The sequence below is a fragment of the Pseudomonas atagonensis genome (assembly GCF_011369485.1).
GTDB lineage: Bacteria > Pseudomonadota > Gammaproteobacteria > Pseudomonadales > Pseudomonadaceae > Aquipseudomonas > Aquipseudomonas atagonensis.
The window spans coordinates 43,837-57,434 of sequence record NZ_VXCA01000009.1 but is presented as its reverse complement, the minus strand read 5'-3'; the positions used below and the strand labels follow the sequence as shown (position 1 = coordinate 57,434).

Below are 13,598 nucleotides of genomic sequence, written 5' to 3'. Positions count from 1 at the left end.
GGCGGGCATACTAGGCCGTCCCTTACCCTGGTGCCGCCCGCCCCTATGCTTCGCGTCCTGATCGCCCTTGCTCTGACATGCCTGCTCCAACCGGCCTTCGCTGACGAGCGCGCGCAAACCCAACAGCAGCTGGACGCCACGCGTCAGGACATTGCCGAGCTGAAAAAGCTGCTGGGCAAGCTCCAGGAAGAAAAGTCCGGCGTGCAGAAAGAGCTCAAGGGCACTGAAACCGAGATGGGCAAGCTGCAGAAGCAGGTTGATGCCCTGCAGAAAGAACTGCAGAAGAGCGAATCCGAGCTGCAGCGGCTCGATGCAGAGAAAAAAAAACTCCAGAGCGCGCGCACTGAACAGCAGCGACTGATCGCCATTCAGGCCCGCGCCGCCTACCAGAACGGTCGCCAGGAATACCTCAAACTGCTGCTAAACCAGCAGAATCCCGAGAAATTCGCCCGTACCCTCACCTATTACGATTACCTGAGCCAGGCCCGCCTGGAGCAGTTGAAGAACTTCAACGAAACCCTGCGCCAACTGGCCAATGTCGAAAAAGACATTGCCCTGCAGCAAGCGCAGCTGCTCGTGCAAAAAAGCAGTCTCGACACTCAGCGCGACGAACTGGAAAAAGTCCGTAAGGAACGCCAGCAAGTCCTCGCCAAACTCAACGACGACGTGAAGGCCCGCGACCAGAAACTCGCCGCTCGCGAGCAGGATCAGGCAGACCTGTCTAAAGTCCTTAAAACCATTGAAGAAACCCTGGCCCGCCAGGCTCGTGAGGCTGAAGAAGCGCGGCAGAAAGCGCTGATCGCCCAGCAGGAAGCGGAAAAAAAGCGTTTGCGTGAGGCCGAAGCTGAAAACAGCGACGCCCCACGTAAACCTGCCAGATCAACACCCGGCGCACTGGTTTCCAGCAGCGGCGAGACCTTCGGTGGCCCTTTTGCTGCAACCCGGGGAAAACTTCCGTGGCCAGTTGATGGTCGATTGCTGGCACGCTTCGGCGAAACCCGTGGCGACGATGCCCGCACCAAATGGGACGGCGTGATGATCAGCGCCTCCGCCGGCAGCCAGGTGCATGCCGTACACGGTGGCCGCGTGGTGTTTGCCGACTGGCTGCGCGGTGCCGGACTGCTGGTGATCCTCGATCACGGCAATGGTTTTCTGAGTCTTTACGGTCACAACCAGACGCTGCTCAAGTCGGCCGGTGACGTGGTTAAAGCCGGTGAGTCGATCTCCACTGTCGGTAACAGTGGCGGTCAGGACACACCAGCGCTGTATTTCGCAATTCGTCAGCAGGGTCACCCGAGTGATCCGGCGCAATGGTGCCGCGCGCAAGGATAGGCGTTGAGTCACCAACTTTAGGAGTTCGTTCGACATGCTGCATTTGTCCCGTCTTACCTCGCTGGCCCTGACGATCGCTCTGGTGATCGGCGCGCCTCTGGCGTTCGCCGCTCAACCGGCTCCGGCCGTCGCACCGGCAGGCACTGCCGCGACCTCCAAGGCACCGCTGCCGCTGGAAGAGTTGCGCACCTTTGCCGAGGTCATGGACCGGATCAAAGCCGCGTACGTCGAACCGGTGGACGACAAAACCCTGCTGGAAAACGCGATCAAGGGCATGCTCAGCAACCTCGACCCGCATTCCGCCTACCTCGGCCCTGAAGATTTCACCGAGCTGCAGGAAAGCACCAGCGGCGAATTCGGCGGCCTGGGCATCGAGGTTGGCGCCGAAGACGGCTTCATCAAAGTCGTTTCGCCAATCGACGACACGCCTGCATCGAAGGCCGGCATTCAGGCCGGCGACTTCATCGTCAAGATCAACGGTCAGCCGACTCGCGGCCAGACCATGACCGAAGCCGTCGACAAGATGCGTGGCAAGATCGGCCAGAAAATCACTTTGACCCTGGTGCGCGATGGCGGCACGCCGTTCGACGTGACGCTCGCCCGCGCGGTGATTCAGGTGAAGAGCGTCAAGGCGCAACTGCTGGAATCGGGCTACGGCTACATCCGCATCACCCAGTTCCAGGTCAAGACCGGCGAAGAAGTCTCCAAGGCGCTGGCCAAGCTGCGCAAGGACAACGGCAAGAAGCTCAACGGCATCATTCTCGACCTGCGCAACAACCCGGGCGGCGTGCTGCAAGCAGCGGTGGAAGTGGTCGACCATTTCATCAAGAAAGGCCTGATCGTCTACACCAAGGGCCGGATCGCCAACTCCGAGTTGCGCTTCTCCGCCACCGGCAAAGACGAAAGCGAAGCGGTGCCGATGGTGGTGCTGATCAACGGTGGCAGCGCCTCAGCCTCGGAAATCGTTGCCGGCGCCCTGCAGGATCAGAAACGCGCTGTGGTCATGGGCACCACCAGTTTCGGCAAGGGCTCGGTACAAACCGTGCTGCCGCTGAACAACGACCGGGCACTGAAGATCACCACCGCGTTGTACTTCACGCCGAATGGCCGCTCGATCCAGGCTCAGGGCATCGTGCCGGACATCGAAGTGCGCAAGGCGAAAATCACCAGCGAAGCGGACGGCGACTATTTCAAGGAAGCCGACCTGCAAGGTCACCTGGGCAACGGCAACGGTGGCGCGGACAAACCGACCGGCTCCGGTGGCAAGGCCAAAGCCATGCCACAGGATGACGATTACCAGTTGGCCCAGGCCCTGAGCCTGCTCAAAGGGCTGAGCATCACGTCCGGCCGTTGAGGATGTCTCTGCGATTCGTCTTCGTTCTGTTGTGCTGTCTGGCGGGTGCTGCTCACGCAGAGCCCGCCAAACCCGCGCCACAAAAAGCCTACCTGACACTGATCATCGATGACCTGGGGCAGAACCTGCCCCGGGATCGCCGCGTGCTGGCCCTCCCCGGTCCGGTAACGGCGGCGATCATGCCCGATACCCCGCACGCCACCGAATTCGCCCGCGAAGCTCATCGCGCCGGCAAGATCGTCATCCTGCACATGCCGATGGACCCGGCCACCGGCCCCTTCGCCTGGCACCCTGAACTGCCCATCGAAGAACTCGAAAAGCGCCTGAACGCCGCGTTCAAAATGGTCCCCTACACCGCCGGCATCAACAATCACATGGGCAGCCGCATGACCGCCCAACCGGTGGCGATGGCGTGGCTGATGGCCGAGCTGCAACGCCGGCACAAATTCTTCGTCGACAGCCGCACCAGCGCGCAAACCGTTGCCGCGCAACAGGCGCAGAAAATCAACCTGGCGAGTGTCTCGCGGGATGTGTTTCTCGATGACGAGCGTACCGAGGCAGCCATCTACACGCAGTTGCAGACTGCGATCAGCCTGGCGCACAAGCAAGGTTCGGCGGTGATGATCGGCCACCCTTATCCACAGACACTGACGGTACTGGAGCGCGAATTGCCGAAACTGAAGGCTCAGGGGATCGAGTGGATCGACATCCGGCAAATGATCAGTGTGCGCAGTAACAAGGCCATGGCGGCACACGGCAAGGATGGCGTGTATCGCTGAATCAGCAACGCCCGCTCCAACAGTTGAATCGCAGTGACGCTGGAGTCAGAGGTATTTCCCCATGATCTCGTCCACCACACCGTCCTTGCGCATCTGATCCAGCGCAACCTGCAGCTTTTTCACGGTTTCGTCCGGTACATCCTTGTTCAGCGCCAGATACAGCTCGGCGCTGTTGAAACGCAGCACCGTTTTGAGGCCTGTCACACCATCCTGCCGCGCCAGATAACGCCCGGCAGGATCGCCGGTCGCCCACAGGTCGATCTGACCGTTGACGAGTTTTTTGGCGTTGTCCTGATCACGCAACACCACCACCGGCTTCAAGCCTTGCTTGGTCAGCGTCTCGGCAATCGCATCGCCCTTGTAGGCACCGATCCTGTATTTGCGCGCGTCATCGAGACTTTCGAGGGTGATCTTGCTGTCAGCCTTGGCCAACATGATCCAGTCGTCAGGGCCGATGGGGCCGACCCACTTGAAGAGTTTTTCGCGATCCGGCAAACGCGCCATGACGAAGGCGCCGTAACCCGGGTTTTCCAGCGCCAGTTTGTACACGCGCTCCCACGGGAAACGCAGGGTCAGGCTGTAAGTGATGCCGGCTCGCTGAAACATTTCGCGCACGATGTCGGTGGCGATGCCATTGATGTTTTCGCCCTGGGCGAAGTTCTTGCCGTTCTTCGCCATGTTGTACGGCGGGAAGTTTTCGGTGAGGAGCACCAGATCGGTGTCGGGACTTTCTTCTGCATGGCCGGTGTTGAGCAACAACATCGAGGCACTGGCGAGAACAAGAAGCAGGCGTTTGATCATGTCGGGCTACCGAAATCCATGGCGTGCCCAAGAGTGCCTTGGGTGCGCCATGGTGTCCACTGGCCTGTATGGATTTTGACGCTTAACGCATCGTGATGCCGCGTTTGGCCATGTAGGCCTTGGCTTCCTGCACGGTGTATTCGCCGAAATGGAAAATACTCGCCGCCAGCACAGCGCTGGCATGCCCTTCAAGAATGCCGTCAGCCAGATGCTGCAAGTTGCCGACGCCGCCGGACGCGATCACCGGAATGCCCAGCGCATCGCTGATCGCGCGTGTCACGCCGAGGTCGAAACCGTTTTTCATGCCGTCCTGATCCATGCTGGTCAGCAGGATCTCGCCGGCACCCAGCCCTTCCATTTTCTTCGCCCACTCGACCGCGTCGAGGCCGGTCGGCTTGCGTCCGCCGTGGGTGAAGATTTCCCAGCGCGGGGTTTCGCCAGGTTCCGAGACCTTCTTCGCGTCGATGGCGACGACGATGCATTGCGAGCCGAAATGTTGCGCCGCTTCGCCGACGAACTCCGGGTTGAACACGGCAGCGGTGTTGATCGATACCTTGTCCGCACCAGCATTGAGCAGGTTGCGAATGTCCTGCACGGTACGCACACCGCCACCAACGGTCAGCGGAATGAACACCTGGCTGGCCATGCGCTCGACGGTGTGCAGCGTGGTGTCACGGCCATCGACGCTGGCAGTGATGTCGAGAAAGGTAATCTCGTCGGCACCCTGCTCGTCGTAGCGACGGGCGATTTCCACCGGGTCGCCGGCGTCACGAATGTTCTCGAACTTCACACCTTTGACGACCCGACCGTTGTCCACGTCCAGGCAAGGGATGATGCGTTTGGCCAGCGCCATGGTCAGTCCTCAGCCTTGGTACGAATCGCAGAAAGCTTGCGCTTCGGCGACGTCGAGAGTGCCTTCGTAGATCGCCCGGCCGGTGATGGCGCCGATGATGCCCGGCGCCTTGGCGTCGAGCAGCGACTTGATGTCACCCAGGTTGTGAATGCCGCCGGAAGCGATCACCGGAATCCTGGTAGCAGCAGCCAGCGCGGCGGTGAACGGTACGTTGCAGCCCTGCATCATGCCGTCTTTGGCGATGTCGGTATAAACGATCGAGGACACGCCATCGGCTTCGAACTGCTTGGCCAGATCGATGACCTGCACGGTGCTGATTTCAGCCCAGCCATCGGTGGCGACAAAACCGTCTTTGGCGTCCAGACCAACGATGATCTTGCCCGGGAACGCGCGGCAGGCTTCTGCGACGAACGCCGGATCCTTCACCGCTTTGGTGCCGATGATCACGTAGCTCACACCCGCCTTGACGTAGTGCTCGATGGTTTCCAGCGAACGAATGCCGCCGCCGATCTGGATCGGCAGGGTCGGGTATCGCTTGGCGATCGCGGTGACCACTTCACCGTTGACCGGCTGACCTTCGAAAGCGCCGTTCAGGTCGACCAGATGCAGACGACGGCAACCGCCCTCCACCCACTTGGCAGCCATGCTCACCGGGTCATCGGAGAACACCGTGGAATCTTCCATGCGGCCCTGGCGCAGACGTACGCAGGCACCGTCTTTGAGATCGATAGCGGGGATAATCAGCATCTGGCAAACCTTCAAATTTGAATGTTCAGCTTGGCTCGGAAATCAGTTTTTCTCGAGCGCCCACAGGTCGCTTTCGATGCTTTCAAACCGCTCTTTGAGGTGGGTCTGCACATCGAAAATCGCCCTGTTGTAATAGTGCGGAGCAATTTCGCGGGTAAACAGCTCAAGAATTTCCGCCGCCTCGAACGAACCCAGGTCGAGTTCGAAACGATCCTCCATGAACCGCTGGATCTTGCGATTGGCCTCGCTCTCCTGCTCGGGAGTGAGGGTCAGGATCGGCGGTTTCTTCTTGATCGCCATTTACCAGCGACCGTCCCACGCGGCGAAGTTCTGCAGCAATTGCAGGCCATGGGTATGGCTCTTCTCCGGGTGGAACTGCACGGCGAAACGCGAGCCATCGGCCAGCGCCGCTGCGAAATCGACACCGTAATGACCGCCACCGACCACCTGGCGCGCATTGGCGGCGGCGATGTAGTAGCTGTGCACGAAGTAGAAACGCGCCATGTCCGGAATGTCATGCCACAGCGGGTGGCTGACCTTCTGCTTCACCTCGTTCCAGCCCATGTGCGGGACTTTCAGGTGCTCGCCGTCCTCATGCAAATCTTTGCCGAAGAACTTCACCGCGCCCGGGAACAGGCCGATGCAGTCGACGCCATCGTTCTCTTCGCTGCTGTCGAGCAAGGCTTGCATGCCGACGCAGATGCCGAGGAACGGACGATCCTGGCTGACTTCACGCACCAGCGAGTCGAAACCAAGGCGACGGATCTCCGCCATGCAATCGCGAATTGCGCCAACGCCCGGGAATACCACGCGGTCGGCTTCGCGAATCACGTTGGCATCGCTGGTGATCAACACCTTGCCGGCGCCAACGTGCTCGAGAGCCTTGGCCACCGAGTGCAGGTTGCCCATGCCGTAATCGATAACTGCAACCGTCTGCATTACAGAACGCCTTTGGTCGATGGCATTTGCCCGGCCATGCGCTCATCCAGCTCGACAGCCATGCGCAGCGCGCGGCCGAAAGCCTTGAACACGGTTTCGATCTGGTGGTGGGTGTTGGTGCCGCGCAGGTTGTCGATGTGCAGGCTGACCAGCGCGTGATTGACGAAGCCCTGGAAGAATTCCTGGAACAGGTCAACGTCGAAGCCGCCAACGGTGGCGCGGGTGTACGGCACGTGCATCTGCAGGCCCGGACGGCCGGAGAAATCGATGACTACGCGCGACAGCGCTTCATCGAGCGGCACGTAGGCGTGACCGTAGCGACGGATACCTTTTTTGTCGCCGATGGCTTTGGCGAACGCCTGGCCGAGGGTGATACCGACGTCTTCCACCGTATGGTGGTCGTCGATATGCAGATCGCCCTTGCATTCAATATCCAGGTCGATCAACCCGTGACGGGCGATCTGATCCAGCATGTGCTCAAGAAAAGGAACACCGATATCGAATCGGGCCTTTCCGGTGCCATCAAGGTTGATCGAGGCTTTGATCTGGGTTTCCAGAGTGTCGCGCTCGACAGACGCCTTACGTTCGGCCATCACCAGCTCCGCAAAATCATTGGGCGAAAAAGGCAGCCATTATAGGCACGCGGGGCCGAAACAGAAACACGAGACGTGGAATGACTGACGGATAGAACCGCGTGCTGTCGGGGATAGACATGTCCATACAAGCCATCACAGGCACCCAAAACAACTGTAGGAGTGAGCCTGCTCGCTATGGGAGCCTCACAGTCGACATTTCTGTGACTGTCAGACCGCTATCGCGAGCAGGCTCCCTCCTACAGAGATACTGCGTTTTTACTTAGTGGAACAGAACTGCCGTCTTCTGCAGGGTCACCCACACACCCCATGCCAACGGAATACCCACCACCAGCCACGCAGCCACCGCCAGCGGCTTGCTGCCCGGTGCGGCTTTCCACTCCAGCACGGTGGTCGCGTCAGCACCTTTGTCATGACCCAGTGCCTGTTCGGCCGCCAGCTCGGCGTCGGTCATGAAGTACTTGTCCGCCACCGGACGTACCAGCATGTTGCACAGGAAACCCAGCACCAGCAGACCGGCGAGGATGTACAGCGTGATGTCGTAAGCGGCAGCGCGTTCCACGCCGATGCTCAACTGATACTCACGCAGGTAGTTCACCAACACCGGGCCCAGCACACCGGCCGCCGCCCAAGCGGTCAACAGACGACCGTGGATCGCGCCGACCATTTGTGTGCCGAACAGGTCGGCGAGGTACGCCGGAACCGTGGCAAAACCACCGCCGTACATCGACAGGATGATGCAGAACGCCGCCACGAACAGCGCCACGTTGCCCAGATGACCGAGGTTCGGGATCAGTGCATACAGCGCGAAACCCAGCGCGAAGAACACGAAATAAGTGTTTTTGCGGCCCAGGTAGTCCGAGAACGACGCCCAGAAGAACCGGCCACCGATGTTGAACAGGCTCAGCAGACCGGTGAAGCCGGCAGCAATCGCCGCGATCGAGGCCAGTTGACCGGCATCCAGTTGACCGAACGGCACGTCGACGCCCAACAGCTTGCCGCCGAACACTTCCTGCAACAGGGGCGAAGCCATGCCGAGGATGCCGATACCGGCCGACACGTTCAGGCACAGCACCAGCCACACCAGACGGAACTGCGGAGTTTTCCACGCCACATTCACGTGCACGTGACGGTGCGTAATCATCGAGTTCGAAGCTTTTTTCGCCGGAGCGGTCCAGCCTTCAGGCTTCCAGCCGGTCGGTGGAACGCGGTAGGACAGCGCGCCACCGATCATGAACACGAAGTAAATCGCGGCCATCACCAGGAAGCTCTGCCACACGCCAACGCTGGTTGGCGAAGCGAAGTGACCCATCAGCGCTGCGGCCAGCGGTGCACCCACCATGGCGCCGCCGCCGAAGCCCATGATCGCCATGCCGGTGGCCATGCCGCGCTTGTCCGGGAACCACTTGATCAGGGTCGAGACCGGCGAGATGTAGCCCAGGCCCAGACCGATACCGCCGATCACGCCGGAGCCGATCCACATCAGCCAGATTTGGTGGGTATAAATCCCCAACGCCGAAATCAGCAGACCACCGCACCAGCAAAGTGCCGATACCACACCGGCCTTGCGTGGGCCGGCGTGTTCCAGCCAGCCACCCCAGATCGCTGCCGAGCAGCCGAGGAAGATGAAGAACAGGGTGTAGATCCAGCCGAGCATCGAGATCGGCCAGTCGCATTGCGAAGAGAAGACTTGTGCGATGAAGCTCATGTCCGGTGCGCAGGCCACTGGCGCGGTGATGCCCAGTGCCTTCGACAACGGCAACCAGAACACCGAAAAACCGTAGGCCATGCCGATGCACAAGTGAATGGCCAATGCGGCCGGTGGCACCAGCCAGCGGTTGAAACCGGGCTTGGCGATGATGCGTTCCTTGGACAGGAACGCAGGCTGGTCGGCTTTGAGGCCGTCCGCCGTAATGCTCGTGCTCATTGTGTATCCCCCAATTATTAGTATTGTTCGCCAGCCACTGTTCACCCTCGGCCTTTATGCACGCAGGCATGACCGTTTTTTCAGGTGAAGCTCCTTGAAGGCGCGACGTTAAGTCGCAGAAGGACGGACGAACGGGCGAAGGTTACCATTTGCACGTGACAGAAAAACCAAACTGATATCACCTTTTTTATGTCATCTGTTCTCGTACCACTCAGGAAAATGCCATGCCGATCATTGTCCAAGCGCTGAACGACGCCAATTATCAGGATCAGCAGGATCTGCGGAAGATCTATCGCGATGCACCGCAATGGCTGTTCGCACCGTTTTCCGGGGAGTCCGACCTGATCGAAAAAAGCCTGGCTGATCGCTCGCTGATTGCCGGACGCTTCAATGACCGCCTGCTCGGTGCTGCGCGTCTGCAAAAGCACCACGACGTTTGGTATTTGTCCCATTTATGCGTGCGAAAAGTTACCCGTCGCCGTGGGGTGGCCGAACGGTTGGTGAACCAAGCGCAGAAAATGGCGTCGCAAGCGGGGGCAGAACTGCGCCTGCTGGCACCTGCCGGGTATCTTGAGGCTCAGGCAATCGCCGCGAAGTTGCGCGTGCCGCTGGAGGTACTGGCAACATGACTTCACCCCGAACCGGGCCGTTGCAGCGCTATACTCCCCGGCTAAATTACGAATTCGACTAACTACAAGGACTCGCCCATGAAAGCGTTCGGCAAAATCCTGGGTCTGGTACTTCTCGGGCTGTTGCTGATCATTGTGGCGGCAGGCTTTGCCCTGACCCACCTCTTCGATCCCAACGATTACAAAGACGAGATCCGCCAGATAGCCCGCGACAAGGCCCACATCGAGCTGACGCTCAATGGCGATATCGGCTGGAGCCTGTTCCCGTGGCTCGGCCTCGAATTGCACGAGGCCAGTGTTGCCACCCTGGCCAAACCTGCCGAACCCTTTGCCGACCTGCAGATGCTCGGCCTGTCCGTGCGCGTGCTGCCGCTGTTGCGCCGCGAAGTACAGATGAGCGATGTGCGCGTCGAAGGCCTGAACCTGCGCCTGAACCGTGACAAGAACGGCCACGGCAACTGGGAAGACATCGGCAAGGTGCCCGTTGCGGCAGGTGCAACACCGCCAACCACTGCGACGCCGGGCCAACCCGCCAGTGACACACCCATCGCAGTGGAAAAACCGGCCCAGCCGATCCGCCTCGACATCGACAGCCTGACCGTCAACAACGCCCGCGTTGAATACAACGACGAGTTGACCGGCAAGCAGTTCAGCGCCGAAAGCATCCAGCTGAGCACTGGCGCGGTACACGATTCGACCAACATTCCGGTAAAAGCCACCGCGTTTCTCGGCACCAACCAGCCGGTATTGCGCGTGCGCACAGAACTCAACGGTGAGCTGCGCTTCGAGCGCGCCCTGCAACGCTACAAGTTCGAAGACATGAAATTGTCCGGCGAACTGGCAGGAGATCCGCTGCAAGGCAAGACCATGACCTTCTCCGCCCAAGGCCAGTTGCTGCTGGATAAAGCCGCGAACGTCGCCGAATGGACCGGGATCAAGATCTCCGCCAACCAGTTGCGCGCTCTGGGTGAACTGAAAGCCAACGACCTCGACAAAACGCCACAGATCAGTGGCGGCATCTCCATTGCCCAGTTCGACCTGGCGAAATTCGTCGACAGCATCGGCCAGACACTGCCGGCCATGGCCGAAGGCAGCCTGAGCAAGGTCGAGCTGGTCAGCCGCGTCTCCGCCACGCCAAGCAGCGTCGCTTTCGACAACATCAACCTGAAACTCGACGACAGCAGCTTCAGCGGCCGCATCGCCGTGGAAGACTTCGCCAAACAATCGCTGCGGGCGACCCTCAAGGCTGACACGTTCAACGTCGACCGCTATCTGCCGCCGAAATCGGAAAAAGCCAACAGCGCCACGCAAGTACGTCAGGCCGAAGTCGCCAACACCGAAGCCGATGCCATGGCGGGTGCAGGCTCCACGCCGCTGCCGGACAAACCGAGCAAGACAGCCTGGAGCAACGAACGCCTGCTGCCGGTTGAGCGCCTGGCCAAACTCGACGTGGACGCCGATCTGACCTTTGGCCAGTTGACCCTCGACAAACTGCCGATCCAGAACGCTGCGCTCAAGGCGTCCGGACAGGGCGGCCTGTTGACCCTGAGCAACCTGAGCGGTGAGCTGTACAACGGCGATTTCGATGCAAAAGGCACGCTCGACGTGCGTCCGACGGCGCCAGTGCTGAACCTGCAGACCCGGATCAACCGCGTCCCGGTGGAGAAAATCCTCGAAAGCCAGGGCAAAAACCCGCCGGTCAAAGGCCTGGTGAACCTGACCAGCAACATCACCGGTAGCGGTAACAGCCAACAGGCGCTGATCGATTCGCTTAACGGTAATGCCAGTTTCGTGATCAACAATGGCGTGCTGCTCAACGCCAACCTTGAACAACAACTGTGCAAAGGCATCGCCACGCTCAACCGCAAAACCCTCAGTGGCGAGCCGCGCGGCAAAGACACGCCATTTCAGGAACTCAAGGGCAACCTGACCTTCCGCAACGGCATCGCCAGCAACCCGGACCTGAAAGTGCGCATCCCGGGCATGACCGTCAACGGTGACGGCGATATCGATCTGCGCGTGCTCGGCATGGATTATCGCGTCGGCATCATCGTCGAAGGCGACACCCGTGCCATGCCGGATCCGGCCTGTCAGGTCGGCGAAAAATTCGTCGGCATCGAGTGGCCGCTGCGCTGCCGTGGCCCGCTGGAACTGGGCGCCAAGGCCTGCCGCGTCGACAACGATCGTCTCGGTCAGGTCGCAACGAAAATGGCCGGCGACAAACTCAGTGAAAAAATCGACGAGAAGCTTGGCGACAAGGTCAGCCCGGAATTGAAAAACGCATTGAAGGGGCTGTTCAAGCGATGAGAGCGGAGCAGTTTTCCACGGCGGTGCTGGAGTGGTTCGACCGTCACGGTCGCCACGATTTGCCGTGGCAGCAAGACATCAACCCGTACCGGGTGTGGGTGTCGGAGATCATGTTGCAGCAGACCCAAGTCAGCACCGTGCTCAACTATTTCGACCGTTTCATGGCCGCGCTGCCGACGGTCGAAGCGCTGGCCGAAGCGCCGGAAGACGAAGTGCTGCACCTGTGGACGGGCTTGGGTTACTACACCCGTGCGCGCAATTTGCAGAAGACCGCGAAAATCGTCGTCAGCCAGTACGGTGGCGAATTCCCGCGTGACGTCGAAAAGCTTACCGATCTGCCGGGCATCGGCCTGTCCACCGCTGGCGCCATCGCCAGCATCAGCATGGGCTTGCGCGCGCCGATCCTCGATGGCAACGTCAAGCGCGTTCTGGCGCGCTTTACCGCGCAAGAGGGTTACCCCGGCGAGCCGAAGGTTGCCAAACAACTGTGGGCCAACGCCGAGCGCTTTACGCCGCATGACCGGGTCAACGCCTACACCCAAGCGATGATGGATCTGGGCGCGACACTCTGCACCCGCAGCAAACCGAGTTGCCTGCTATGCCCACTGGAGAAAGGCTGTGAGGCGCACATGCTGGGGCTGGAGACTCGCTACCCGATTCCCAAACCGCGCAAAGCCATTCCGCAGAAACGCACGCTGATGCCGATGCTCGCCAACGGCGAAGGCGCGATTCTGCTTTATCGCCGTCCGTCGACCGGTCTGTGGGGCGGTTTGTGGAGCCTGCCGGAACTCGATGACCTCGACGACCTGCAACATCTCGCCGATCAGCACTCGCTGACGATGGGCGAGCAGCAGGCACTGCCGAGCCTCGTCCACACGTTCAGCCATTTCCAGCTGTCCATCGAACCCTGGCTGGTTCAGGTGCAGGAGGCCGCCCATCACGTGGCCGAGGCCGACTGGCTCTGGTATAACCTCGCCACCCCGCCGCGCCTGGGCCTCGCCGCCCCGGTCAAAACCTTGCTCGAACGCGCGGCCGCCGTCTTGAATGCAGGAGAGTCACCATGACCCGCACCATCATGTGCCGTAAGTACAAAGAAGAATTGCCTGCGCTGGAACGCGCTCCTTTCCCGGGCGCCAAAGGTCAGGATATTTTTGACCACGTCTCGGCCAAAGCCTGGGCTGACTGGCAGAAGCACCAAACCCTGCTGATCAACGAAAAGCGCCTGAACATGATGAACGCCGAAGATCGCAAATATCTTCAGGGCGAGATGGACAAGTACTTCTCCGGCGAGGATTACGCCAAGGCCGAAGGCTACGTTCCGCCTGCCGAGTAAACCC

14 protein-coding genes are annotated in these 13,598 nt (G+C 60.3%); 7 read left to right on the top strand and 7 right to left on the bottom strand.

What is annotated here, in order from left to right; genetic code table 11:
• The first annotated feature begins 45 nt into the window (after window positions 1–45).
• The 3 genes from F2P67_RS05840 to F2P67_RS05830 are packed head-to-tail and all read left to right on the top strand — an operon-like array spanning window position 46 to window position 3,465.
• Complete coding sequence (locus F2P67_RS05840; RefSeq protein WP_166218481.1) at window positions 46–1,332, top strand: murein hydrolase activator EnvC family protein; 1,287 nt, start codon at window positions 46–48, stop codon at window positions 1,330–1,332.
• 34 nt (window positions 1,333–1,366) lie between these two features.
• On the top strand, window positions 1,367–2,686 hold the full coding sequence (locus tag F2P67_RS05835) for a S41 family peptidase (protein ID WP_166218479.1): 1,320 nt from the start codon (window positions 1,367–1,369) through the stop codon (window positions 2,684–2,686).
• A gap of 2 nt (window positions 2,687–2,688) precedes the next feature.
• The gene (locus F2P67_RS05830; RefSeq protein WP_166218477.1) at window positions 2,689–3,465 is read left to right on the top strand and encodes a divergent polysaccharide deacetylase family protein; all 777 of its coding nucleotides are present in this window, start codon (window positions 2,689–2,691) and stop codon (window positions 3,463–3,465) included.
• 45 nt (window positions 3,466–3,510) lie between these two features.
• On the opposite strand, the gene F2P67_RS05825 is transcribed toward F2P67_RS05830, so the two are convergent.
• From F2P67_RS05825 to F2P67_RS05795, 7 genes are all read right to left on the bottom strand, one after another.
• Window positions 3,511–4,266, bottom strand: coding sequence for a substrate-binding periplasmic protein (locus F2P67_RS05825; RefSeq protein ID WP_166218475.1), 756 nt, complete (start codon window positions 4,264–4,266; stop codon window positions 3,511–3,513).
• Window positions 4,267–4,348: 82 nt separating this feature from the next.
• Window positions 4,349–5,119: an imidazole glycerol phosphate synthase subunit HisF gene (gene hisF, locus F2P67_RS05820; RefSeq protein ID WP_166218473.1), complete on the bottom strand. Its 771-nt coding sequence runs from the start codon at window positions 5,117–5,119 to the stop codon at window positions 4,349–4,351.
• A gap of 9 nt (window positions 5,120–5,128) precedes the next feature.
• On the bottom strand, window positions 5,129–5,866 hold the full coding sequence (gene hisA, locus F2P67_RS05815; protein WP_056787231.1) for a 1-(5-phosphoribosyl)-5-[(5-phosphoribosylamino)methylideneamino]imidazole-4-carboxamide isomerase: 738 nt from the start codon (window positions 5,864–5,866) through the stop codon (window positions 5,129–5,131).
• A gap of 42 nt (window positions 5,867–5,908) precedes the next feature.
• Window positions 5,909–6,166 (bottom strand): DUF2164 domain-containing protein, encoded by a 258-nt coding sequence (locus F2P67_RS05810; RefSeq protein ID WP_166218471.1) that lies wholly within the window; start codon window positions 6,164–6,166, stop codon window positions 5,909–5,911.
• Window positions 6,167–6,805: an imidazole glycerol phosphate synthase subunit HisH gene (gene hisH, locus F2P67_RS05805; RefSeq protein ID WP_166218469.1), complete on the bottom strand. Its 639-nt coding sequence runs from the start codon at window positions 6,803–6,805 to the stop codon at window positions 6,167–6,169.
• Window positions 6,805–7,398 carry an imidazoleglycerol-phosphate dehydratase HisB gene (gene hisB / locus F2P67_RS05800; protein WP_007909204.1) on the bottom strand — a complete coding sequence of 198 codons (594 nt, stop codon included), beginning with the start codon at window positions 7,396–7,398 and terminating at the stop codon, window positions 6,805–6,807. Before hisB ends, hisH begins: the two co-directional genes overlap by 1 nt.
• A gap of 262 nt (window positions 7,399–7,660) precedes the next feature.
• Window positions 7,661–9,325: an OFA family MFS transporter gene (locus tag F2P67_RS05795; protein WP_166218467.1), complete on the bottom strand. Its 1,665-nt coding sequence runs from the start codon at window positions 9,323–9,325 to the stop codon at window positions 7,661–7,663.
• Between the two features lie 224 nt (window positions 9,326–9,549).
• Between F2P67_RS05795 and F2P67_RS05790 the strand changes: the two genes are divergently transcribed.
• The 4 genes from F2P67_RS05790 (at window position 9,550) to F2P67_RS05775 (ending at window position 13,594) form a co-directional block, all read left to right on the top strand.
• Window positions 9,550–9,954, top strand: coding sequence for an acetyl-CoA sensor PanZ family protein (locus F2P67_RS05790; RefSeq protein ID WP_166218465.1), 405 nt, complete (start codon window positions 9,550–9,552; stop codon window positions 9,952–9,954).
• A gap of 78 nt (window positions 9,955–10,032) precedes the next feature.
• Window positions 10,033–12,261, top strand: a complete 2,229-nt coding sequence (locus F2P67_RS05785) for an AsmA family protein (protein WP_166218463.1) — start codon at window positions 10,033–10,035, stop codon at window positions 12,259–12,261.
• A complete protein-coding gene (gene mutY / locus F2P67_RS05780; protein ID WP_166218461.1) occupies window positions 12,258–13,325 on the top strand; it encodes an A/G-specific adenine glycosylase in 1,068 nt (355 codons plus the stop codon). Before F2P67_RS05785 ends, mutY begins: the two co-directional genes overlap by 4 nt.
• Window positions 13,322–13,594 (top strand): oxidative damage protection protein, encoded by a 273-nt coding sequence (locus F2P67_RS05775; protein WP_003220737.1) that lies wholly within the window; start codon window positions 13,322–13,324, stop codon window positions 13,592–13,594. The genes mutY and F2P67_RS05775 overlap by 4 nt, the downstream gene beginning before the upstream one ends.
• Window positions 13,595–13,598: the final 4 nt, after the last annotated feature.